This window comes from Paenibacillus sp. Marseille-Q9583, from assembly GCF_976954365.1.
Genome location: NZ_CDRJTB010000068.1, coordinates 1 through 24,157, shown reverse-complemented (window position 1 = coordinate 24,157; position 24,157 = coordinate 1). Strand labels below are relative to the sequence as shown.

The following is a 24,157-nucleotide window of genomic DNA, read 5'->3' as shown; positions in this document are numbered from 1 at the left end:
CCTTGTTTTTTGAAATATTGTACCATGAAATATTGAAAGGAGGTGAGAACAGAATATGACCTTTAAACTGAAAGACGCCAAGATTACGCACATCTCCCTGGTAGACAAGGGAGCCAACGGCGTACCCTTTGCCATCATCAAAGATGCCGGGAAGAATGCCATCCAAAAACAGGTCCAGATCGCCAAGATTGACGACGACAAGCGGATCGTCAAAGGCGTAGTGTATCAGCCGGATGTGGCAGACGCGCATGATGATCAAATGGACGAAGTCGAGATTGAGAAGGCGGCGCATCTCTTCATGGAGAAGCAGCACACTTACAACATCGATAAGCAGCACGATCTCGAAGTTGACAAGGGATTTGTCATTGAGTCATACATTGCTCCTTGTGACATGACGCTTGGTGAGCAGCAGATTGTGAAGGGCTCCTGGGTGGCAGCTGTGAAAGTGACTGAAGACGATACTTGGGAGGCAATCAAGAAAGGCGAGATAACTGGCTTTTCAATGTGGGGTGTAGGTAAGCGGGAAGAGATCGAGGAGGAAGAGGAGGTATCCAAGGGAATCTTGAGCCGAATAGCCAAAGCGCTGGGCCTGATCGAAAAGGGGGCGGTCGCTGATAAATACCATAAAAACCGTAAGAACCGAGAATTTTGGGCGGCGCAGGATGCCCTCAACTCGGTTCTTTTTAATTGGGACAGTTATAACAGCGGGATGGAAACCGATGCGGTGACCATTCGGGAGGCGCTGCAGGATTTTGTGGACATCGCCCAGAGTGTACTGATTCAGGACGACATTGTTAAAGCCATCGGTACCCCACCTGAGCAGATTGCCAAGGCTGGCAAGAAGATTTCCGCAGGCAACTTGAAACATGTGGACGATGCCATTGCTGCATTAAACGAACTGAAAAATAAAACGGCTCCTAAAGAGGAAGAGCCTGAGGAGGATGACGATTTGAAAGCTGAAGATATTGCCAAGGCCGTTACGGCCGCAATGGCCCCGATCGCCAAGCAGGTAGAAGGCCTGACAGCAGAAATTGCGGATCTTAAGAAAGAAGAAGGTTTCGAAGGTGACCAAGCTGCAGGCGGTGCTGCTCCGTCAGCGATCGCGGAAGAAACTGCAATTACTGATGCCATTGCCAAGGCCCTAGCGCCGCTGAGTCAGCAGATGCAGACGCTGGCAGCTGACGTGCAGTTGGTAAAGAATAGCCGTGGTGCTTCCGCGCAAGGTGATGAAGAAGAAATCAGCAAATCAGAAGGCGCCGTTAGTTTCGGACGCTTCCTGTAATTCGAAGGAGGAATGAAAATCATGAGAACAAACGGTAACATCGCTAGTACGAGCATTCGTAAATCAACCATCGTTACACCAATGGACCAAAATTCCTTGAACTATGAGGAAGTTGAAGCTTTCACGGATATGGCGTATGAGGCGAACGGCTTCTTGAAAGGCATTCGGCATGAGAACCGTAAGAGCTCAAAGGGAACAATTGATAAAGTCGGTGTACGTGGCCGTAACATGCGTAGTAAGAAAGAGAATATCATGGCTTCCAACACGCCTGGTCTGACCTTTCCACAAATCCCTTACTCAGTGGAGCCGGTAATTGTTCCATTTGATATTACTGAAGAATTCATCCGTCAGACTCAGCGGGTACGTGGCCAAAACGCGGAGGATATCATTATGCGGGCTATGGCGAATAACTACGGCGAGAACATGCAGGACATCGGCTTTAATGGTGATACGGCAACTCTGAACACTGACCCGGATTATGAGTTTTTGAGCATAAATGACGGTTGGTTGAAGAAGGCACGTACCACCGGCCATTACTTAGACTGGAAAACACTTTCGGCTAAAGAGAAAACAGGGATTTTGTTTGAAGTTGAGCGTGCGATACCAACCCGGTACCGAGCTGGTGGGGTATTTAAATATTTCATGCATCCAAATACCTTCAGTGAGCGACTTCAAATGTTGGCTGAGAAGGACACCAGCGCATCTATTCAGTTGCAGATCTTAGGGGGCACGAAGAAGGTCAACGCTTATGATGTAGAAGAGGTTTGGAGTATGCCAGAAGGCGCGATCCTCTTTACGTATCAGCCGAACTTTGCGATGGTCCACACCTACGATATGCAGATTCGGAAGACGACTGAGGGCAAGGAGGCAATCTGGACTGATAAGCGTTTCTATGCGATTCATTCCGATTTTGACGCCATTTTTGAAGAACCTCAGGCTCTGGCTTATGTGGAAGGGGTGGAATTCTAATGCCATACGTAACCTATCGAGGCAAGAACGCCTCACTTCGGCTGTATAGTATTCGTTTTGAGCCAGCTAAGCCGGTACTGGTGGAAGATTCGGTTGTGCTGGAAAAACTGCATGAGCATCCTGATTTTGAAGTGAATGCAGAGAAGGTCATTCCGCTGGAAGATCTGACAGTTGTCCAACTAAAGGACAAAGCGAAGAAAGCAGGCATTGAAGGCTTTGCGGATATGAATAAGCCGAAGTTGATCACTGCACTGAAGGTGCTGGAGGGCGGCGGTGTGCCGGATGCTAACAACGACACTCCTTAAGAACCGCAGCCGTGTCAGTGCTGTACAAGAGGCGACAGAGGATTTGCTTAATCAGTACATTGATGACGCACAGACCCGGATTGAGTTGTATTTGCCTGTTTCTTTTCCGGAGGAGGCAGATAAGCAGCTCATGCTGGCCTGGGTGAAGCTGGCGGAGTCACTGGCTCTGCAGGATAGTGAGGAATACCTGGCTTCCGTCGCCCGCGGCTACTCAGCGGAAAGTGACGGCGCTTGGACATATACCCGACAGGCAGTTGAAGGGAAGACTACAGGCAATGCTGATGTGGACTCTATCCTCTTCCTGTGGGTCAAGAAGCAGCAGTCCGGGCCGAATGATGGGAACATCACGGCCTATTTGCTATGAATCACCGCATGAATACCCCGTTGGCAGTCTACCGGGTCGGCCGCCAGCAGGATGCGGACAATCTATTCAGCGATCGGAAGGCAGGAAAGATCGCAGATTTGAAATGTTTCGTTGTTAAGACGCAGACTGATGCTAAGGCAGAATCCACTCCTGTCATATACATTGTAAAAAAGACAATTGGGGTTCCGAAGACAGCAGACGTCCGAATTAGTGACGAGGTGTTGCTGTTCGGACGTAAATATCTGGTGATTGACTCTAACCCTCGCCGTTACTGGCGTGAGTTATTGGTGACTTGCGAGGTGAAAGGCAGTGAACATGCATGATTTTGATGGTTTAGCGAAGAAATTCAAGAAGCTGAGCGACGAAGGGGTTAGTCAGATCCTTAAGAACATTGCTGAGGCTGTGGGCGAAAAACTTTTGAACCTGGTCATCGATGAGATTGATAAACAGGATCTGATTGACACTGGATTGATGTGGAACTCCTTTACTCGTGGAGAGGAGAATAACATTTGGGAGTGGGATATTGACCGCAATTCTATTACTATCGAAGTGGGTTCTAACCTTCTTTACGCACGCCATCTCAACGATGGTTACACCATCCACAAGGCTCACTTTGTCCCCGGATATTGGGCAACGAATGGAACATTTGTCTACGATCCCAGTGCGAAGACTGGCTTTATGGCTAGGCCACGTTCTTTTATCGGTCGGCATTACTTTGACATCGCTGTTCAGCAATTGGAGGGCGGGATGAATGCACTGATTATGAAGCGGCTGGAGAAAGAGCTGGGGAGGATGCTGTCATGATGGATGTGGGGTTGAAAGCCTGGGCAGAACTCGTGCAGCGGATATACCCTGAGCTGCCGATTCTTCGAGATCGTTCCCTTTGGCTGGCGGGGCAGTTTGATCGTCCGAGTGTGTTCATTGAGACGGATCTTGTCTCTGACAATGCTCATACGCCGCGGGCAGACCGGATCATCGAGGATGTGGGTCTGGTCTTTCATTATGACATCGACCGTAATGTGGTAGAGGAGGCCGGGGAACCGGTCCCCTTGGACTTATCTCCCTTCTTCCTTTACCTCCGACAGCGACGGTTCTGTGTGGTTTCGCAGCGCTTTGGAATCATGATGGTGATTGAGGCTCCACGTACTCGGCCGCAGAATGATAGGATGGAAGTTACGTTTAGGTATTCATATCTGATTCACGTTCCGAAACTCATAATTAAAGATGACGGGCAGTCTGTTCAGAAGATTAATGAATTTTTTATTGAGCCAGGTTGTTTTAAAGTTTGATTCTGTTGTTAAGCTAACGGGCAGTTTAGCGTACTACTTTAAAAAAAGTCCTTATTCATTCATGATACGGTTTCACCGTAAATTAACCTACAACTTATCAGAAGAATGCTGGAGTTGGGTAAACAGGATTTTACATCATCTCATGTCGAAGAAGAGTAGAAGCAGACTACTTCGCTGAAAGGAGCCATTGCGGCATGATTGTGATCCCTGATACTTTTATTGAAAGAATGCACGAACTCTACGGTAAGCAAGGCATAGCATGGGCGGAAGTGCTGCCTGGGTTGATTACCGACTGTGCAAGCCGCTTCGACTTTAGTCCAGAAGCTCCATTTCCCAATTTATCCTATAACTTCGTACTCCGCGCAAAGCGCAGTGACGGGAAGCCAGCAGTCCTAAAATCATCTTTCATGAAGGACGAGCTTTCTAGGGAAGTTAGTGTGCTTCGTGCCTATGAGGGCCGGGGGGCGATTCATGTGCTAGATGCAGACGAGGAGTGGGGCGTGGCCCTGCTGGAGGGTGCCGACCCTGGCACACCGTTGTCGACAATTGAGGATGATGCGAGTGCGACGGATATCTTTTGCGAAGTATTTCGCCGCCTTCACCTTCCTGCACCAACCGGTAGTCTGTACCCGTCCATGAAGCAGCACTTCGCGGCAATCGAGCGATACCGCGAGCGATTCGACGATGTAAACACTGCAGCGCCACTGCCTGAGAGCTGGGTGGAAAATGCCGAAGAATGTCTGGCGTATCTCATTACGACCACGAGAGAGAATCTACTACTGCATGGAGACCTGCATCATGAAAACATCCTCCGACAAGGAGAAGAGCAATGGGTTGTCATTGACCCCAAAGGCATCATCGGCGACATTCATTTTGATACTATCCAGTATCTGCTTAACTACGTGGATCGAGGTGGTGATTGCGAGCAGGTGCTACGGGACCGGATTGCGATTATAGCCGATCGCCTTGGCTTGGACCCTCGCCGAATCGCGATGTGGGGTGTGGCACGAGGCGTGCTTGAAGCGTGCTGGACGATTGAAGACGGAGGGACGGATTGGCACAGAGGCATCCAAATAACGGAGCGCTTCGCCAAATGCCTGGATTGAGGTCTATTCAAAAAGTAGGCCCGAGTCGTCGATCAATTGCTAACATTAGGGGTATTCTCCGACAACCTTCGTTAAGCTAACGGGCAGGATAGTTGAGTAGTATACCGAAATAAGTTATATAAGAAATGGCTAAAACGGGGTGGTTAATTATTGCGGATAATGTGATTCAAAAATTGACAAGCATCGAATTAGATAATCCCTTCCCGTATAGGGACACTGATAAAATACAGGTTGATTTTCGCTCTGACTTTATGAAGCTAACGGACGACAAAAACTCTTTAGTCGGTGATTTTAACACTTACTGCATGAATATTGCGGGTACTTTAAGTTACATTTTAGCTGGTAAAACAGCAGAAATTCCTCAAAGACAAATCGAAAAATTACAGTTGTCATTCTTTAATTGGTTTCAACAGTACAAGTTTATTGAGGATATAATCAATGATTACGAGGTATTTAGTCGTGAGTACAAGAACTTTGAGGAAGCTCGAATGTTGCTACTGATGTATTTATCAAAACGATTATGTGATTAACGGGGACGTTAGCTCATACACGATAAGGCAGCCGGCCAGTCACTGCGATCCGCTGCCTTTATTCAACTATGGGCAGGATAACGGAATAAGACATGTAATTTATATAAGTAGCGTTTTAGTTGGTGAGCAACTGAAACAAAATCAAAATTTTGATAAAGATCTATGTTTCAACTTTGCAAAGGAAAGCATTTCAACCAATAGGCAAGAGAGGAGGAATATAAAATTAACGTCGATTCGATAAAAAATGAGCTACTCCAACTTGAAAAAAGGTTATTAGAACCTGAGGTTCGATCCTCAGCAAAAGAGTTATCTAAATTACTTGCGGATGATTTTTTTGAATTTGGTAGCTCAGGAAAGATTTGGAGTAAAAAGGAAGGGCTTAGTCCAAATGGAATTGGTGTCGTCAGAATGCGACTAAGTGATTTTGATATTTATCCTTTATCTGAAGATATAGTCTTAACCACTTATAAAATATTCAACGAAGAAAAAATACAGCACTCGTTACGTAGCTCAGTGTGGAAATATAAAGATGCAAAATGGCAAATGGTTTTCCATCAAGGTACGCCTATTGTTTAAGCTAACGAGGAACAATAGTACGGCATTAACCGCCTAAGGAAAGGCGGTTTTTTTGGTCCGGAAAAAGGGAGGAATATTTAAAGCATGAACCTAAAAAAACAGATTCGCCAGCCTACTAATGTTGTTCCAGATACCCTGAACAAGCGGAGTAAGCAGGAATGGATTGAGAGCGCAGTGGTTTTGAAGCGGGAACGCTTTGAAATTGCCGGCGCTCTTTTTGATTGTGAGGAAGATACCCTGCTGTCTCAGCAGGAAGTTATTCAAAAGGTGCAGGCCTATATGGGACTGACAAAAAAGGAGGAAACAGTGAATGTCGATACAACGGAATAGACCAGGCGCGTATGTGGAGTTGCAGGCGGTTGCGAAGTCTCGTGTCCTATCGGTATCTGGTCGCGTTTTGATACCGTATCAAGCCGAGTGGGGGCTGCCGAATAAAGCAGTGGATATGGCGGATCAATCCGAGCGCTTCAAGGAATCTGGTCTACTTGTAGATGAGTTGGAACTGGCTGCAGAGAATGGCGCAACGGTAGTGGGTTATAGGGTTACGAATGGGAATGAGGTAGCTGCTTCGGTTGCTGTGGCCAGCAGCTACACAATTGAGGCACGTTATCCAGGTACTCGCGGAAATGATTTTGAGTACCTAATTCGGGCGAGTCTAGTGGATGCAACAAAGAAAGAGATTATCATTCGGGATACGCTAGGTATCTATGATACTGAGACGTTCTTGGTCGCTGATAAAACTGAAGCTATCAATGCTCTGAAAAAGTCCAACATGGTGCGTTTTAAGGACACAGGTGCAATGGCGCTGGCTGATGTTGCCTATACAAAGTTGGCCGGCGGAGTTACCGGTACTGCAGCGATTACGGCAGCCAATTGGAGCGGTATATTTAATCGGATTGATGGCCTGGTATTTGATGTCGTGTACTTGCCTTCCTCAGAAGCTGCTGTACAGGCGGCGGCGAAGCAATGGCTGCTAGATCGACGCACCAAGGCTCGTAAGCTGGCGCAGCTAGTGATTGCAGGCGCAACATCTACGGATGATGACATTGAAGTTCATAACACACGCAGCCGGGCTGCCAATGCACGTTTTATCATCAATTGCTCCTTGGCTGGTGAACATTCCAACGGAAAGACTTATACCTCCCTGCAGTGGGCGGCCTGGGTAGCTGGTCTTGCAGCTGGAACACCAGCGAATAAATCATTTACGGGTGTTAAGGTACCAATGACTGAAGCGCTAGTGGACTGGAGCCATAGTGAGGTTTTGAAGGGGTTGGCTGAAGGTACCCTGATGGCTACCCGGGATGGTTACGACTATATTATTGAGTCGGCAGTGAACACATTGACCACGCTTGGTGCCGGGGAACGAGAGGACTTCGGCAAGATTCGAGTTTCCATGACGATTGACCAAATTTTGAACGACATCTACTCTGCTGGTAAAGCAAACAAGGCTAAGCTGGACAATGATAAGGATGGTCGGGGGTTGTTTATCGCAGCAGTCGTTAGTTATCTGAAGACTCGTGCTGGACAGAAGGCGATTGACTCAGAGTTTACATTTACTGAGCATCCAACGAAGAAAAGTGATATGGATTATGCTTACTTCTCCCTGTCTGCAAAACCGCTGGACGCGATTGAGATCTTTAATATTGATTGGGAGGTGGCGTAATCGATGGAACGCGAACTTATTGGCCGTAATTTATCCGTACAGGATGACAATGGCGACTCGATTCAGACCATTAAAGAAGTGGAGGTTATCCTGAAGCCAGAGACACTGGATATTATCCGTGCGCGGAAGATGTCTAAGACGAAACAGATCGTCGGGTATGAGATCACCGTAAAGCTGGTTATGTCAAAACTGGAGTCCTCTCTTCGTTACAGGCTCCTTGCTAATTTCAAGGCGGGTAAGACGATGTTCCTGGACCGGATCACCGGCTCTCTTGAGGACATGCAGACTGGTAATGTAGAACGGGTGATGATCAGCGGTGTGCATATTCATGATGAAATGGATCTACTCGTTGCCAAGATTGACGACAATAATGGCATCGATATCACGCTTTCCGGTACCGCGAATGATTTTGACTTCATTGAACAGTTTCCGGATTATATGGCATAGGGACGGGTAACCGTCCTTTTTTTTATAAATCTCTTAATCAATTAAAAATTGGAGGAAGAATCACTATGAGCGATAAATTAGAAAAATATCTATCCAAAGGCAAAGCAGGTCGGAACGATGATACGATCACGGTACCGGTAGATGGAGAAGAATGGTCTGTGCGCCGCCTGACCACTATTGAGGTACGCCGAGCCTATGAGCTGGCCTATGAAGAAAACGGGGATCCGAAAGAATCCTATAACGAGATTGATGTCATGATTGTCAAGGCAACTGAACACGATTTTGATTGGAACAATAAAGATTTACTGCTCGCCTTCAATTGCACCAGCAAATATGAGCTACCTCCGCGTATCCTGGACAACCCTGCCGATTACGCTGTGCTAAGTAAGGCAGTGAACAAATTTCAAGAGACGAAAGATGCGCTACTGAAAGAAGCAAAAAACTCATCAAGCAAGACGGAGAAGCAAGCTGGGTAGCATCCTTTTGGATTAACCAGAAGCGGCTGCCGGCTGAAATCCTACCTTATGAGGTGGATAAACAGCGGCAGTATTATTTCTGTCTTGCCGCGGGGATGATTGCTGAGGAAGAAGCCAAACGCCTGGCTAACAAGAAATAGGCAGGATGGGGGTGAACAACTATAGCAGCGACAACAAAAGTGACGGTTCCGTTCGAAGCGCGGGATTTTATTTCCGGTGCTGTCCAGAATATGCGGAAGGCCATTCTTGGGGCGACTAACGATTTACTAGATTTTCGTCGAACTTCTGGACAAATGGGGGACAACCTTGTATCTGATCTTCGGCGATCCCGAAGCGCAGCGGATGATTTAGGTAGTCGGATCAATGATGCTGCAGACGAAACTCGGAGACTGGGACGAGCGAACATTGATGATATTTTCAGACGAGCTCGCTCCGGTGCAGACGATCTGCGCAGATCGGCATCTCGTGCAGATTCAGAGATTCGCGGAATGAGTGATTCTCGTGTGCATATACGTGCTCAAGATGAATTGAGCCCAGTTCTTGATGGTATATCTTCCAAGATTACAACGATTGCGGCAACTGCAGGTGCTCTAGTGCTAGGTGGCGGAATCAAGGACGCATTATTCGGGAATGTCATGGATTACTATTCTGAAGCTTCCCGAAGCGCAGCCTTATTGCCTACAGCTGCACGTGATCAAGGTCTTCAGACAGTGAAAGATCTAAATGCTCAGGGTATTATCTCTTCTCAGACGGAAGGGGCCAGACAATTAGCAGATCTAGCTCCGCTGGTTCGGGATAAATCACAAGCCAGTGACTTTTTGAGTGCTTCGTCAAAGATACAATATATCCGACCAGATGCCGGTGCTGAAGAAATTAACCGTGCGCTGGCACAATCTTCGGACACCTTTCGTGAAACATATGCTTCCGTTGCTGACAGCATGATGTATGCCTATAAAGAGGTAGGAGATAGACAGCAAGATCTCTTCGACACCTTTTGGGAGTACAGCGGATATTTCAAAAATACCGGTGCAAACTCCGGTCAGATGGCCAACTTCTTGACCCAAAGCGTCAAAGAGGGAGCCTTCAATTTCGATAAGCCTGCCGATTTTATCAAAGAGACATTCGGCGTGAAGGCTCTCGATGCGGGGGACATGGAGAAGTATTTCACTCTGCGCGGAGCTGGTAAGAACGACGCAGCAAAGCAAGCTGTCTCATTTACTGGTGACATTAACTCCGGTGAGGAGCAACGTGCAAAGGGAGCACTGATGGCCCTAGTTGCTGATTTGGCAAGTCAGTCACAGAGTGAGTTGAAGGCTTCTCTAGTATCTCTTGGATCGGCTACAGCGGAAGACAACGGAAGTGCTGTACTTAAGACCTTCCAAGTCCCTTTTCAACCTGCGCCTTCAGGTATTGCAGGGACGACGGAAAGAATGGTCAAAGCTCAACAGAATGCCAATCCCATGCAGGACATTATTCAGACGCGAGCACAGATTGATCAGCAAATGCAGGAGCTGGGAGCAAATCTTTCAGTAGCAGTTCTTCCAGCGTTACAACAATTCAATACTTTGTTGACTGAAAACAAAGATGAGATACAGGCATTGGGCTCAAATGTTGTTGATTTCGTGAATGGAATAACGAGTATCTATAAAGATCATTTTTCAGCAATTAACACGGGACTACTACTTATTGGTGGCAGTATTGCTACAATTAAAGGTGTGAAATTTGGGAAAAGTCTTATAGATGATACGACTGCAGGAGCAAGGCGTGTAAAGGGATGGTTTAGTCGAAGAAATTCAGGTACTGCCTCTAGTTCGACTTCAATAGAAGAAGTTGGCGGATCAGCAAGACGTAGATTCACACTTAATCGAGGTCGTAGAGGTAATGGCAGCAGCGGAGGAATTAGCGGTTTAAGCACCGTTTCCTCAATGACCATCAATGCCAGTGTGGTTTATCTCAATGAGGCTGGAGGGCTCGGTGGGCAAAATGGTGGTGGAAGAAATAATAGAGGTGGTCAGAGACGGGGGCGACGCGGACGATCTGGGAGTGGTGGTGCAAATGCCCGACGTGGCCGTAACTCGAATGGTTCTCTCTCTGCACGCCGTAGGACGAGCACACCGGACATACCTGACATCGAAACTCCAGCTGTGGGGCAACGGCGCATAGGCCGTGTAACCTACCGGAACACTAATAGGCTTCCGACTCGTCCACCTATCCCGGATGTTATTCCTGATGTACCGGGGGGCAGGGGGATCAGGGGGTTATTTAAAGGTGGAAAGAAGGCTCTTAAAGCTGCCGGTATTTTTGGAACTGTAGCCGGGGTTGGTCTTACTGGATATGATCTCTACCAAGCTTCGAAGAAAGACGGTTTAAGGGCAGGTATATCCTCGACTGGCGGTTCCATGGTAGGTGGTATGGCTGGAGGGGTAGTCGGAGGAATAGTTGGCTCTATCGCTGGTCCGCTTGGAACCGCAGCGGGCGCTGCAGCTGGTGGCTGGGTTGGAGAAAAGCTTGGTTCCATGGCTGATAATGCTGGATGGACGAAAAAGGCAGTAGATGGCATCTATTCGATCGGTGATTGGATTACAGGTAAAAGAAAGAAGAAGGAAGAGCCTGCAGTTACCGCTAAAGTTGTGCCTGAAGCCAAGGTCACCTTTGGTAACCTGACACCGGAACGAGAAAAACAATTACAGGAGACCTTCAACGCTTTCCGGGCCAATGTCGCCAAGGATGGATTAAAGACCGCATTGACCAGTGCTGTTAACGAGAGCGGTGTAAAAGAAACGGTCGATAAGATTAAGAATACATTTGTTGGCGCGTGGAAAAGCACAGAATCGGGTAAGGCTCAGCAAAATGTTCAGGCTGTTGGAGTGGCTGCACAGAAAACATCTGGACAGACTCAGCAGTTGGGTGTAACAACGAAGACCAGCACAGCTGGAATTGTTCAGGGTGCTGGTGCAGCGGGAGCGAGTATGCTCGGAATCGGGACTGCAGTAAAGACGGCTACAAATGAGACGAAGCAGCAGCTGCTATCGATACAAACGGTTACGAGTCAGAGTGAAAGCTGGGGCAGTACCATTATTACGAGGATTTCCAAGGGGATGCAGAGTAAATTCCCTGAACTTAAGTCGACAGCAATCGGTGCTATGGGTATTCTGAACACCTTGACTGGAGCAGGTGCGGCGAAATCTTTTGTTACCTCGAGTCTTCCCAATTCCAGTGGTGGTGCCGCATATGCAAACGGCGATATTATTACTCGACCTCACCTTGGATTGGTTGGTGAGGCAGGACCTGAAGCTATTATTCCACTTTCTGCAGGGCGCCGCCAGCGTGGTGTGGAACTGTGGGAACGGGCCGGCGCAATGTTGGGCGTTCGGGCTTACGCAAACGGAGGGATTGTTGGCGCGCAGCCTTTCCGAACTCAAGTTTACAAGGCTAAAGCTTACATTGATGATAACAACGATAATATAGGTTACGGAGCTGGGTATGCCGAAGGGATTCACGGATCTCTTGAAATGGTGAAAAGGCAAGGTATGAAGCGTTACACCAAGGCGATGAGTAAAGCGAGCAGCCTCACTGATGCTTATAAGATACGCTCAACGGGTCATCAATTGCGTAGGCAGGCTGCCAAGATGAAGACCTTTGCCAGAAGTACGAAACTACTTGGTAAAGTGGTTCGACCTGTTGGCTACGCCATGGATGCTTGGGATATACTCTTCGCTGGCAAAGGAAAGCGCGGGCGACAGACTGCTAAGGTAGCTGGTGGAATTGGAGGCGGGATCTTAGGTGGCGCGGCAACGGGTGCAATGCTTGGTACCTTTCTCATGCCTGGTGTAGGTACAGCCGTTGGCGGTGCAATCGGGGGGCTGTTAGGAACAATCGGCGGTGAGAAGTTGGCCACGAAAATGTATGATGGCATTTTTGGATTCTTTGGCCGTCGGAAAAAGCGCAAGAAGAAGTATGCCGATGGTGGGTTGATTAGCGCTCCACATATGGGACTGGTTGGTGAAGCTGGTCCGGAGATGATTATTCCACTTTCGCGGCAGCGGAGTAAACGAGGAAGAGCATTGTGGGAACAGGCGGGGAGCCTACTGGGTGTTCGTCCCTACGCAGATGGTGGTGCAGTAGGCATGAGATCTTCCAGTATCCCGTTAGCGAAGACACTGGCGCAGGCACCTGCAGCGATCCGTGATATCGTAATTGAGAACATCAACATCGATTTTGGTGAACTGGCCAAGGGAATTACCAACTTTGCTGAATTCGCCAAGATGCTGACCAGTCCACAGGGACGAGCGTTGTTCCGCAAGGTTTTCGGCGAAGAGTTGTACAATGCTCTGGAAAGCGGGGGGTAAATCATGCTGACCATGATACGTGATAAGAATCGCTTCACATTTCCAATTACACCGGCAGAGATTCAGATCACTAGCAGCAATGAGATAGATTCCTTTGTAGTAATCACAGGTGAAGAGAAGACAAGTAAGAGACTCACTTCGAAGCTGAAGCGGGTCTCTTTTTCTGTGATCTTCCCACGAGCCTGGGAGGAACTTTGGGAAACCGGCAAAGAGACGGTGGCTTACCAGTCTCCAGAACAGGCTTGGAAGTTGATGGAGGAATGGAAGCTCAAACCGGTTGTTATTAACTTTGAATCGCTCTTTTCGCAGACCATGTGGTTTGAGAGTTTCGAGGCTACGTATAAAGATGGCCAAGCGAATCTGCATATCAGTTTTAATTTTGTAGAGTTTAACCCAGTTAAAATCGTGTCGTACTCCAACACCAAGCAGCTTTTAAAGCCAGGTGTAATCATAACCAAATCATCCAAAAATCGACCTAATACAACAGGGAAAACGGATAGTAAAAATAAAACTAAGAAGAGCGATAAGCAGAAGAAAGCCGAAGCAAAAACAGCCGCCGACAATAAAAAGGGAAACTTTGATTATTTGGCTCAAAAGGAACGAATTCTGGACAAGAACTCTAGTGTTAAAAAATAAAGGGTGGGATTAAAATGGACAATTTTGCGATCCTTTACGGAAAGGAGAGTAACCGGCAGCTGTTAACGGATGCGGCAGTTGAATTGTCCTGGTCTTCAGCACGAGATGAAATCGCACGTAGCGCAACTGTTCGACTCCGCAACGTTGCTGATTTGAAGGTAGCCGGCATGCTGATGTGCTTTTCATCGCGGCTGAAAGGAATGGGAGTGCTTCATCACAAGAATCAGTTCTTCCATGGACCCATCATCAAGTATGAACAAAATGAGTTCACGGATGAATGGGAGGTTGAAGCTCGGGAGATGAGTTGGTATTTAGCGAAGAACAAAGGCACACGCCCATACCTAAAGGGTGAAGCCGGGGCTGAGCTTCAGCGTTATATCAAGACTACCGGAATTGATTTTCGATGTCCTGCGTTAGGGTTTAACCTGGATGAACGGTATGGCACGATGTTTCATTCAGAAGTTATCTTGGATGTGCTGCAAAAGGCATATGAGCGTAGCGGCTACCGTTATCATGTAGATGTAGTTCGGACGGATTCGAGTTTCTACCTGCAGGTGGTTCGGGAGGGGATGAACACTCTTGTTCCGGTCTTCATTCCAGAACAGATGGAAGCCAGTACCACCGGTTATAGCATCGAAGAGACCTATACAGTGGTCACAGCTCAAAAGTACAAGGATGATAAGCTATCTTCCTCCGTCACCAAGACAGCGGCAGGAGCAGTGCAGACTATGGGTCGGATGGAGGAAATCATTGAGGTGGAGGAAGATGAGGACCCGGCCACGATCGCTATGCAGCGCCTGAAGGCTTTGTCTCAGGCGAAGCAGATTAAGAAAATTACTGTAAAGCATGAAGACCACACGCTGACAGGGCTTCGGGCTGGCTGGATGGTGTTGATCAAAACGGACCATACCTCCAAGTGGATTGTAGAGTCTGCTGAGAGCAGTTTTAAGAATGGGTTGTACACTGTGAAGCTTGAGCTGGAAAGAAGGGAGTAACGTTGCTAAGTGATGCTTTGAATTTGTTGAAGGAAAAGACGAAAGGTCATATTGACGCCCGAGATACCGAACGTGCGACATTATTGAGTTGGCCAAGTAAACCGGAAATACAGGTAGAAGGTGACCCGAAACCTTATCCTGCAGATAAACTGGTCTTTGCAGAATATCTGCAGGAACGCCGTATCGATGCAGTCTTTGAGGTTGATCAACTTGAGGTTTCAAAGTTAACTGGTGTCCTAACGATTCCCAGCCCCCTGAAGGTTGGAGATCAGCTTATCGTTTCTCGCATGACGAGTCAGCGGTATTATGTGCTCGGAAAGGATGTGGGAAGCAGTGGCGGATAGTTTGTTTCCTGAATTGGACATATCAGATATCGGAGAAGTCGAGCTTACAGAATCGGTTGTATCGGCTACAAAATGGACTTACGTGATCGATTACCGTAACCGGCGTGCCGTACTCACTGAAGATGGGCACCCGAAGAAGACAGGTTCTTATGCTGAGTACTTGGTTCAGACAGCGCTCAAAATCCTTAATACAGAACGCTTTCGTTATGTATTGTATGGGGAAGAGGTTGGCGTGGAGAGATCGGAGTGGTCCACTTGGGAAGATGTAGAGATCAAACGAGATATGGAGGAAGCTTTGACTGCTCATACCGAGATTGTGCGTGCTGAGGTGCGATCGATGATGCGAGAAGGACAAGAGATGCATCTTAGAATATTGATAACTGGCTTAGCGGGTCAAGTGGAACTGGAGGAGGCGATTAGTGTATGACCATTAAACTGAGTGATTTACCGTCACTCCCCTACATGCCTATCCTAGAAGAAGAGCCAGAGGAAATCTATCAACGTTGGGTGAACCGTGCCATAGCCCTGGCGCTTGAACGAGGGTTACCACCGCCGCCAACAGGAGAAGGGGAGTATTTTTATGATTTGTGGTACCCTCTTGCGTTGGAGCTTGCCGAACAGCAAATGCTATGGACTTATGGATTCCTTCAGGGCTTTCCCATCTGGGCGGACTCTGAGTATCTCGATGGTCACGGATGGGCTGCAGGTCTTACCCGCAAGGAAGGTGAAAGTGATGATACATTTCGCTTGCGTATGCTTGAACGTGCTGCTACGGAAATTGGGAGCGGACGTCGCAAAGATTATGAAACCTGGGCCACGGAGAAGGCAGGTGTGGGTGGAGCCATTGCCCGTGAAAAAGAACGGCATGATAATTCCATTGATCTTTACTTGACCAACCTGGACGGACAGCCGATTACTGAGGAATTTGCTGAGACGGTCAAAGCATGGATGTGGGAGGAGCGGCGGATCGCTGGCCATGACTTATTGGTACATCCGGCTCCGGTATTTAATGTACGCTTAGAGACAAGCTTGTTAACATCTAGCGGTACCGATCTGACTGTGTTGGCAACAACCATTCAACAGCGTGTGTTGGATTACGCGAGTGGACGTTCCAAACTAATATACAATTACGTGGCTGCCTTATTACTGCTACCTGGCGTAGAGGATTACGAGAATCTAACCCTTAATGGTGATGTAGAGGATATTGTTCTTCCGTTGTCATCTGTTTTGAGAGTGGAAGTGATCTTGTTATGATCCCGCTGAGATATCGTGAAATGCTGCCACCTTATTGGTATGAGATTGATATGGCAGACCGTCATTTTTCAGTTTTTGAGAAGGAAATGGATGATCGCCTGCAGACGATAGATGATCTGAGCAATCAGTTTATCCTTAGGAGATCTACCTGGTCATTGTGGATTTGGGAGTGGATATACTTCCGGAAGACTCAAGAGGGAAGTGACGATGAACGTAGAGAGGCGATACGTCGGAAGCGCTGGGGCGATCGTCCTTTTAAGTTACCTCTGCTGCGGGAACTGGGGAATCAGCATGGTAAGTTGATAAGTGTTTCAGAGGATTTTTTTGCAAAAGAGATCCATTTTGAATTTTCCTTAGTTCAACCGTTTAACATGGCAGGTCTACAGGCTGATTTTGAATACGTGCGTCCGGTTCATATTCGTCGAGCAGTATTTAGTTCAGCAGTTCCGACGCAAGTCATTAATATAAAAGGTACTGGGTACTCGCATGGAGTGGACTTCCCGATTTGCGGGTTTGAAGTGCCGTTTGGGGGAGGCGAGTAATGGCAGACGTTATTAAGCAGTTGTTTCTGGAGAAGTTGATTTCGAATTTGAATGGCCACATCGTCAGCGCGTGGGTGAATATAGGAGGCGTTCAGACGACGTATCCTATTTACAACACAATTGTGTCTGGTTTGTCTGTTCGAAAGTACATTTATATAACGGAGACGCAAGCTATCGGTAAACAACTTTTAGGCGCAGCCTTGTTGGATGCTGAAGGTAATATACTGGCAGATCAACCCCTTCTCGTAACTAAAAACGATAAGGGGTTTTTGATTGCCTTTGAATTTGTTTTGAGATTGGAGGTGAATGCTGGTGGCGTATAACAAGCAGCAGTGGAAGGACGAGATTCCCGACCTGACCAAGCCGATAAGGGATTCCTCGGGAAAGCAAAAGACTGACCCACAAACCGGACGGCCTTTGTACGAACTGGTCCAAGAAGGTACACGCCTTACATCTCAGCGTTTGAATCACATAGAAGATGGTATTGAGATCGTCCATGAACTGGCAGGTCAAAACGCTGCGGATATTGATACACATAAAAAAGATACAGTTAAGCATATAACGGCTGCTGAAAGAGCGGAATGGAAAGCCAAGGAGACACCTGTAGGTGCTCAAACTAAAGCAGATGCTGCTCTATCATCAGCCAAAACCTATGCAGATACCGCACTGCTTGTAAAGGCAGATAAGTTATCCACTTATAGCAAAACGGAGACTGACCAGCGTATTCAAGCTGTGGTCGGGGCCGCGCCGGATGCTCTGGATACACTAAAGGAAATCGGGGATGCACTGAATAATGATCCAAACTTTGCGGCTACAGTCACCAATCAGCTTTCGGTCAAAGTGGACAAGGTATCAGGCAAACAACTTTCAACGGAGGATTATTCTTCTGCAGAGAAGGCGAAGTTGGCCGGGCTCACTCCTGGAGCTGGAGCTGTGGGGTCGGCTACAGATGCTACTATAGGTAATCGTACTGCGGATCCTTCGATTGCTACTCCCTATAGCTTAACGGGTTCTCTCACTCAATGGTTTTCATGGCTTACTAAATACCTTAAAACTATTAGTGGCAAGGCAAACCCATTCGACCCACCTGATATTACGCTAGCCGCAACCAAGACTCACGTAGATAGCACCGTAGTACATCTCACCGCAGTAGAACGCAGTGCTTGGAACGCCGCCGAGACCAATGCAAAGAATGCTTCCATTTCCAAGACAGAGAAGGGCGTAGCTGGTGGCGTAGCTGCTTTAGACGCCACGAAGCTCATGCTATCGGACGGTACCATATTAGGTAGTAGAGTTGTTGAAAGAGTGTTCAACTTCTCGTTTGCTAACGGGGTTGCCAACCAAAAAATCGATGTTATTTTCCCTGTCAACGGTGGTCTTTATGAGATTGAAGTCATAGGTTCTTTCAACACGGTTAACACCGCAGGTAAGATAGTTAAACGATTTAATGGTACTTATTCTAATCCTGCATCTTACCCATCAGGTACACAGTATACAGAAGTAACCGGAGTCGTTAAAAGTCATATATCTATTGGCGAACCTTTTCTTGACTCAGACTCGAAATGGCGAGTTTCGTTAGAAGCGCGCACCGCGGCACCAAACCCATTCACTGTAATTGCAAGAGTTTTGAGCGGCGGTGGGGCAGCTACTGCTCCTACACTGAGTGCTGTTTACACCGGTACTGCCGCAACTACGCTTCCTGTTGCTGTACAGTCTATACCAGACGACACAGTAACTCAGTCCGGTTATTTAATTCAAAAGCACCAGCTGACACAGAACAACGGAACAGCATTCACTATCACAACAGGAAGTGTGGACACCTTAACTACATCTGGTCTATACAATATCCAGAGTTCTTCTGTTACGGGACTACCAGGGGCTACCACAGGTATCTTAGTAGTAGAAGATATCATTCAGCGTTTCACAGAGACACCTACTATGCGTACATGGAAGCGTAGATGGGCTGGTACTTGGAATGCATGGGTAGAGGACGAGAATGCGAGCCGCAAGAACGTGGCTAGTGGTTATGCAGGGCTGGGTTCAGATGCTAAATTTATGGACGCGCAGATTCCTCTATACCTAGCACGTAAGGCTGGCACGCTTGCTGACGCGACTGACTTGAACACTTTGGGAGAGGGTGAATACTGCTGTCCTAGTAATGCGAGCGCGGCGACTATGCTGAACCTACCCGCAGCAGTTACAGGGCAATCTTTCTTTCTGAAGGTTACCAAGCACGCAGGATTTAACCAGACACTTACCACTTATGTTGTAGGAGTAAACATGCGTGTGTTTACCCGGAATATCTATAATGGTGTCATCTCTGAGTGGTACGAACAAGAGCACTCGGGCAAAAAGAACTTAGCTAATGGTTATGCAGGGCTAGACGCTAGCGTTAAAGTTCCACGTGTTAATACCTACAGTTCCTTATCTGGTACAGGCACAACAATTACTAATATGGACACCTTGTATGCAGCGGGAGTTCATGCTATCGGCAATTCTGCTACTGGCGCTCCTGAAACTGGGTATGGTCAAGCTATAGTACACGTCAGCTCAGGAGAAGTGCATGACAATGTAGGTAATTGGATCTGGCAGATGTGGTTTGGTGTTACTGGAGGCACATGGGTAAGACAGAAAGTTAATAACGGTATATGGCAACCGTGGGCTAAGATGTGGACGGGGAAAAACGATGGTGAATTATTGGTATCCAGACCGCCAATAGCAAATAACACGGATTACAATACCATCACAACTAACGGGGTTTACCCTATCTATCAACCTACAGGAACATCCAATTCACCTCTTATCACATATGGATTATTAACCGTATCTAAAGGGGCTGGAGGCGTTTCTTATACAGAGCAGAGGGCTATTGATGTTTTAACGGGTATTACTTATTCAAGAATAGCAAACGCAAGTGTCTTCACTCCTTGGGTATCTAACATAACCAGTGGCGGCGGGACAATGAAAGCCCCTCTTTTGCGCGATTATGGCACACTTTCCGTTAAATATCACAATTTAGCCTCTTACTACTCAAACGGTGTTGTGACAGGGACAATTAAGATCACATTACCCGTAGCGTGGAATCAGGCAATGATGCGTATAAAGATAAGCGGGTACGAGTACGTAAATGGCAAAGGCGCGTGGGAACTTACACTAGGCGGGTATAACTTTGCGACAGGATGGGCGCAAGTTTCCGCATATGCCGAGGGCGGTCTACCGTTTACTTCTGTTAGGTTTGCATACGATGGAGCGAAATGTTGCATCCTTCTTGGGGGTCTAACCACTCCTTGGAATTACCCATCTATAGAAGTATCTGAAGTTCTGGCTTCACATAATGGAGCGGCAGGGCTAGGCGGGGCATGGACAGTAACTATACTAGCTGCTGAGAATGGGATTACAAGCGTACTTGCTGCACCTATTGTATGGGGTAACGCCAATACATTAAACGGATTCACAACATCGGTTGCAGCGGCAGCCAATACGATTCCAGTTAGGAATGCAAGTGGGGAGCTAGAGGGAGTATCTAGCGTACTAGCAAAAGCAGAAGACAAACCGATAACAAATTCTTCTGCTGGGATTATGGCTCTTAATTACATGGTCACAGGAACGGATCAGACGCTAATGGTGTTGGCGTATTTGTCCCTGATGAGTGTTTCAGACTTTTCGATGTACATTTCATACACCGACCCACGACTAGGTTTAAAAAACTATGGGATTTGTCCGCTCAAACGGTTAGAGAGTGAAGCTTACGTATTTGTTCCAGCATTCATAAGAGCAAAGGCGGGTACTGAAGTTAGGCTCATGGTGATTCATAGTGATGATGCCTTCCCAGCCTATATAACAGCATCTATCGGAAAGGGGTAAAGAAGAATGACACAGTTATGTTTGCCGGGAAATGCCAAGACAACACAAGTGCTAGAGGGAGTCGGATTCAGTGCCGGAGCTATTTACAACGGTAAGGGAACTATGAAAAATATGGGTGACCAAGAAATGACCGCTGTAGGCGCTTATATGCAAGAAGGTTACTTATCTCTATCAATGGGGGGGATAGGGGGCAATAACTTCCAAGCCGTGAATGACGGCACGCAGTTAACATATGCCGACCCCGTGCACGTATCTGCTAAGAACATCATCATGGGCGTTGAAATGTTAGGGTTAGACGGTACGGCTACCTCAGATGCTACTGCAACAGCGGCAGATATCGCGGTGGGTAAAATAGCATACAGCCAAGGAGTTAAACTTACAGGTACCAACAACGCTTCTCCACCTATAGTAGACAGCGTATACCCTTGCTATAAAAACACCGTGTATAATTACCCTCCGGCCATACTGGCAGCAATCAATAACTTGGGTTTATGGCAGTCGCTATATATACAGCTCACTGAGAGCTACTTCGGGTCTTCGCCAGATTTTATTGTTTTTGTCAAGACAACAACTGGTGTGGCACCTCTCAGTTTTATAACTAACCAGGCGACCTGGTTAACAATATTATCGGCTTCTACATTTCAGCGAACCTCTGCTGCCGGGCTGAATAACAACAGAGTTTCTTTTAGGGCTTATCTAATTAATGGGTCTGCATAACAGCCACGCGCGACGAGAATTACCTTAACTAATCGACAAAATATTCCAATATATTACGCCCATATAGGCGTTTTTATTTTGCCCTCGGATCACCGGGGGCTATTTATATAAGGGGGGAAAGGTAGTGGAGATTACAACGATCACAGCATTAGTCGCAGCAGTAAGCGGTGTTGTATTAGGGTGGGTAACCAGAACATCTGCATTTAAAAAGGATGTGGCACAGGAGGCTGGTAGTGGAGCGGCACTGCGTACAGACGTTGAATACATCAAACATGGCGTTGATGATGTTCGATTTGAGTTAAAAGACCAGGTAAGACGATTTGATGCATTAACAGAGCGAGTAACACGAGTTGAAGAATCTACCAAGCAAGCGCATAAGCGCTTGGATAAAATCGAAGAATAGAGAGGATGAATTGATATGGAATGGAATGCAATTGCGAATTTTATTAAACCGGAATTGTTGATGGTTGTCGCAGTATGCTGGGTGATTGGGTATATCCTTAAACAAACACCAAAGGTACCAGATTGGACAATCATTTACGCAGTTACTTTAGCTGCAATCATCTTGGTTGTACTGACTACTGGATTAGATGTGGATAGTGTACTGCAGGCGATTTTATGTAGTGCAGTTGCTGTGTACGGTAATCAGCTGGTTAAGCAAGCTAAGAAAAGTGGTGACGAATAATGAAGAAGGTATGGATCGACGCAGGACATGGTGGTAAGGATCCAGGAGCAGTTGCAAATGGTTTAAAAGAGAAAGATATCGTACTGTCAGTGGCTTTGGGGATTAAAAAGAGACTTGAGGAAAATTATGATGGAGTGCATGTTTTGCTCTCTAGAAGTTCTGATGTATTCTTGGAACTCGCGGAGCGCACAAGTCTTGCAAACAAAGCTGGTGCTGACATTCTGGTGTCCATGCACTGTAATGCTGGTGGCGGCTCTGGTGGCTTTGAAACCTTTAGATATACAAAAGCCTCAGCCGCATCAGCAGCACTTCAAAACGTCCTACACAAGGAGATTATGGACACGCTCAATAGGGTTGCGGTTGGAGTGATCAATCGGGGGCAGAAGGCAGATAATTTGCACATGGTACGAGAAAGCGAGATGCCGGCAGTACTGACTGAGAATTTGTTTTTGGATGTTGCAACCGACGCTGCCAAACTCAAAAAAGACGCGGTTATCCAAGCGATTGTAGACGGTCATGTGACTGGCATCGCTCAGTATTTAAGCTTAAAGAAAAAGGAGAGTGTCGTAGTGAACAAGGACAATAAAGTGACAGTCAATGTAAACGGCAAAAAGGTAGCTGATGGAGTATTGGATGCTGGTACTGTTCAGGCTCCAGTGAGGGCCGTGGCTGAGGCATTAGGTACTGTGGTGAAGTATAATGCTGTAACAAAGTCGGTAAATATCACCTTAAAGTAAAATCCCATACGTTTGGGGTTAAGCCTGTCAGCTTCGACAGGTAGGCTTTTTCTCGTCTCTTTCTCGTTCATGCATGCCCAAGCAAAAGGCTGAATTACAACATACTTTATGTTGAATTCATTTATGAAGGAGGAAAAACTGATGGGTGGAAATGTTGGAGGAGTTGGTGGCGTTGGCCATCACCATGTTGGATTCACATCCACTGGTGCGATTCTGGTTCTTTATATCTTGCTGGTCATTATCCTTTGTTCATGCTTTATCTAAATTCTCAAACGCTTTGTATTGTGCCCACTAGCTTCGGTTGGTGGGCTTTTTTGTCGTTTACAGATGATCTCCTGATCATTTAGAATAGATTACCAAGACTACCAAAGTATTATACGAAAAATAAAATAATATTAAGAGATTTCCGTTACTTTTGCTGCTAAGTTTGTTGAAATGTTAGGAATATTAGGAATATTGTACAAAAAAGCACTTATATGCTGGTAAAGGATCTGATAATTATGAGTAGAAGTCAGCTTTTGAAAGATTTAGTGGGCGGAAAAACAAGTATTGAAAGTATACTTATGAGATTAAAGATTATTATGAGCGACCTCGACAACGATATAATTATCATTTGGATCAATGGAGAACTTGAAGGTTATAAGGACAGATCTGAAATTCCAAGTTATAGAATTCTAAAAGGTACTCCAATGGGTACTTTTATCATTAATCAAAATGTAAAGTATTCTAATTCACAAGTGCCGTTGGAATCTTTAATTTCTCAAGAACAAATTGATGAGATCATAACACTGCATATGAGTGATGGTATTGCATCTATAGAATCAATTCTTAGTGGGACAAACAGAGATAACTATGCAAAGCAAGTTCCAACTGCACTCTGTCACGGCATTTCGAATCTTAATCTTCAAATAGCCGGCATGAATGTTATGATACCTTCAAATCGAATTGAAGGAGTAGTGTCTCAAGTAAAATCTAAATTGACGGAGATAATATTAGGACTTGAGAAGAAGTTTGAAAATTTAGATGA

29 protein-coding genes are annotated in these 24,157 nt (G+C 46.6%); all 29 read left to right on the top strand.

What is annotated here, in order from left to right:
- The first annotated feature begins 55 nt into the window (after positions 1-55).
- On the top strand, positions 56-1,282 hold the full coding sequence (locus tag ACWNM1_RS24535) for an XkdF-like putative serine protease domain-containing protein (protein ID WP_449602990.1): 1,227 nt from the start codon (positions 56-58) through the stop codon (positions 1,280-1,282).
- A gap of 21 nt (positions 1,283-1,303) precedes the next feature.
- Complete coding sequence (locus ACWNM1_RS24530; RefSeq protein ID WP_449602989.1) at positions 1,304-2,251, top strand: major capsid protein; 948 nt, start codon at positions 1,304-1,306, stop codon at positions 2,249-2,251.
- On the top strand, positions 2,251-2,556 hold the full coding sequence (locus ACWNM1_RS24525) for a Rho termination factor N-terminal domain-containing protein (protein WP_449602988.1): 306 nt from the start codon (positions 2,251-2,253) through the stop codon (positions 2,554-2,556). The genes ACWNM1_RS24530 and ACWNM1_RS24525 overlap by 1 nt, the downstream gene beginning before the upstream one ends.
- The gene (locus ACWNM1_RS24520) at positions 2,534-2,920 is read left to right on the top strand and encodes a DUF3199 family protein (protein ID WP_449602987.1); all 387 of its coding nucleotides are present in this window, start codon (positions 2,534-2,536) and stop codon (positions 2,918-2,920) included. Before ACWNM1_RS24525 ends, ACWNM1_RS24520 begins: the two co-directional genes overlap by 23 nt.
- Before the next feature lie 8 nt (positions 2,921-2,928).
- Positions 2,929-3,243: a hypothetical protein gene (locus ACWNM1_RS24515; protein WP_449602986.1), complete on the top strand. Its 315-nt coding sequence runs from the start codon at positions 2,929-2,931 to the stop codon at positions 3,241-3,243.
- The gene (locus ACWNM1_RS24510) at positions 3,236-3,724 is read left to right on the top strand and encodes an HK97 gp10 family phage protein (protein WP_449603008.1); all 489 of its coding nucleotides are present in this window, start codon (positions 3,236-3,238) and stop codon (positions 3,722-3,724) included. Before ACWNM1_RS24515 ends, ACWNM1_RS24510 begins: the two co-directional genes overlap by 8 nt.
- Positions 3,721-4,209 (top strand): hypothetical protein, encoded by a 489-nt coding sequence (locus ACWNM1_RS24505; protein ID WP_449602985.1) that lies wholly within the window; start codon positions 3,721-3,723, stop codon positions 4,207-4,209. Before ACWNM1_RS24510 ends, ACWNM1_RS24505 begins: the two co-directional genes overlap by 4 nt.
- Before the next feature lie 227 nt (positions 4,210-4,436).
- Positions 4,437-5,315: an aminoglycoside phosphotransferase family protein gene (locus tag ACWNM1_RS24500; protein WP_449602984.1), complete on the top strand. Its 879-nt coding sequence runs from the start codon at positions 4,437-4,439 to the stop codon at positions 5,313-5,315.
- 125 nt (positions 5,316-5,440) lie between these two features.
- Entirely contained in the window at positions 5,441-5,845 is a 405-nt protein-coding gene (locus ACWNM1_RS24495; protein WP_449602983.1) for a YxiJ family protein, read from the top strand.
- A gap of 222 nt (positions 5,846-6,067) precedes the next feature.
- Positions 6,068-6,421: a nuclear transport factor 2 family protein gene (locus tag ACWNM1_RS24490; RefSeq protein ID WP_449603007.1), complete on the top strand. Its 354-nt coding sequence runs from the start codon at positions 6,068-6,070 to the stop codon at positions 6,419-6,421.
- Positions 6,422-6,505: 84 nt separating this feature from the next.
- Positions 6,506-6,751, top strand: a complete 246-nt coding sequence (locus ACWNM1_RS24485; RefSeq protein WP_449602982.1) for a hypothetical protein — start codon at positions 6,506-6,508, stop codon at positions 6,749-6,751.
- Positions 6,732-8,084, top strand: coding sequence for a phage tail sheath subtilisin-like domain-containing protein (locus ACWNM1_RS24480; protein ID WP_449602981.1), 1,353 nt, complete (start codon positions 6,732-6,734; stop codon positions 8,082-8,084). The genes ACWNM1_RS24485 and ACWNM1_RS24480 overlap by 20 nt, the downstream gene beginning before the upstream one ends.
- 3 nt (positions 8,085-8,087) lie before the next feature.
- Entirely contained in the window at positions 8,088-8,531 is a 444-nt protein-coding gene (locus ACWNM1_RS24475) for a phage tail tube protein (protein WP_449602980.1), read from the top strand.
- A 65-nt stretch (positions 8,532-8,596) separates the two neighbouring features.
- Complete coding sequence (locus ACWNM1_RS24470; RefSeq protein ID WP_449602979.1) at positions 8,597-9,007, top strand: hypothetical protein; 411 nt, start codon at positions 8,597-8,599, stop codon at positions 9,005-9,007.
- Positions 9,008-9,237: 230 nt separating this feature from the next.
- The gene (locus tag ACWNM1_RS24465) at positions 9,238-13,356 is read left to right on the top strand and encodes a hypothetical protein (protein WP_449603006.1); all 4,119 of its coding nucleotides are present in this window, start codon (positions 9,238-9,240) and stop codon (positions 13,354-13,356) included.
- A gap of 3 nt (positions 13,357-13,359) precedes the next feature.
- A complete protein-coding gene (locus ACWNM1_RS24460) occupies positions 13,360-13,992 on the top strand; it encodes a hypothetical protein (protein ID WP_449602978.1) in 633 nt (210 codons plus the stop codon).
- 14 nt (positions 13,993-14,006) lie between these two features.
- Entirely contained in the window at positions 14,007-14,987 is a 981-nt protein-coding gene (locus tag ACWNM1_RS24455) for an XkdQ/YqbQ family protein (RefSeq protein WP_449602977.1), read from the top strand.
- A 2-nt stretch (positions 14,988-14,989) separates the two neighbouring features.
- Positions 14,990-15,331, top strand: a complete 342-nt coding sequence (locus tag ACWNM1_RS24450; protein WP_076302522.1) for a hypothetical protein — start codon at positions 14,990-14,992, stop codon at positions 15,329-15,331.
- Positions 15,321-15,758, top strand: coding sequence for a contractile injection system sheath initiator (locus ACWNM1_RS24445; RefSeq protein ID WP_449602976.1), 438 nt, complete (start codon positions 15,321-15,323; stop codon positions 15,756-15,758). The genes ACWNM1_RS24450 and ACWNM1_RS24445 overlap by 11 nt, the downstream gene beginning before the upstream one ends.
- Complete coding sequence (locus ACWNM1_RS24440) at positions 15,755-16,585, top strand: baseplate J/gp47 family protein (RefSeq protein ID WP_449602975.1); 831 nt, start codon at positions 15,755-15,757, stop codon at positions 16,583-16,585. The genes ACWNM1_RS24445 and ACWNM1_RS24440 overlap by 4 nt, the downstream gene beginning before the upstream one ends.
- Positions 16,582-17,127, top strand: a complete 546-nt coding sequence (locus ACWNM1_RS24435; RefSeq protein ID WP_449602974.1) for a hypothetical protein — start codon at positions 16,582-16,584, stop codon at positions 17,125-17,127. Before ACWNM1_RS24440 ends, ACWNM1_RS24435 begins: the two co-directional genes overlap by 4 nt.
- Positions 17,127-17,450, top strand: a complete 324-nt coding sequence (locus ACWNM1_RS24430) for a hypothetical protein (protein ID WP_449602973.1) — start codon at positions 17,127-17,129, stop codon at positions 17,448-17,450. The genes ACWNM1_RS24435 and ACWNM1_RS24430 overlap by 1 nt, the downstream gene beginning before the upstream one ends.
- A complete protein-coding gene (locus ACWNM1_RS24425; RefSeq protein ID WP_449602972.1) occupies positions 17,440-20,991 on the top strand; it encodes a pyocin knob domain-containing protein in 3,552 nt (1,183 codons plus the stop codon). Before ACWNM1_RS24430 ends, ACWNM1_RS24425 begins: the two co-directional genes overlap by 11 nt.
- Before the next feature lie 6 nt (positions 20,992-20,997).
- A complete protein-coding gene (locus ACWNM1_RS24420) occupies positions 20,998-21,708 on the top strand; it encodes a hypothetical protein (protein ID WP_449602971.1) in 711 nt (236 codons plus the stop codon).
- A 124-nt stretch (positions 21,709-21,832) separates the two neighbouring features.
- The gene (locus tag ACWNM1_RS24415; protein WP_076136624.1) at positions 21,833-22,111 is read left to right on the top strand and encodes a hypothetical protein; all 279 of its coding nucleotides are present in this window, start codon (positions 21,833-21,835) and stop codon (positions 22,109-22,111) included.
- Between the two features lie 15 nt (positions 22,112-22,126).
- Positions 22,127-22,393, top strand: a complete 267-nt coding sequence (locus ACWNM1_RS24410; RefSeq protein WP_449602970.1) for a phage holin family protein — start codon at positions 22,127-22,129, stop codon at positions 22,391-22,393.
- Entirely contained in the window at positions 22,393-23,130 is a 738-nt protein-coding gene (locus ACWNM1_RS24405) for an N-acetylmuramoyl-L-alanine amidase (RefSeq protein ID WP_449602969.1), read from the top strand. The genes ACWNM1_RS24410 and ACWNM1_RS24405 overlap by 1 nt, the downstream gene beginning before the upstream one ends.
- 141 nt (positions 23,131-23,271) lie before the next feature.
- On the top strand, positions 23,272-23,394 hold the full coding sequence (locus ACWNM1_RS24400) for a sporulation protein YjcZ (RefSeq protein WP_218640949.1): 123 nt from the start codon (positions 23,272-23,274) through the stop codon (positions 23,392-23,394).
- Between the two features lie 236 nt (positions 23,395-23,630).
- Positions 23,631-24,157: AbiTii domain-containing protein (locus ACWNM1_RS24395; protein WP_449602968.1), on the top strand; the 527-nt coding region annotated here is incomplete at its 3' end.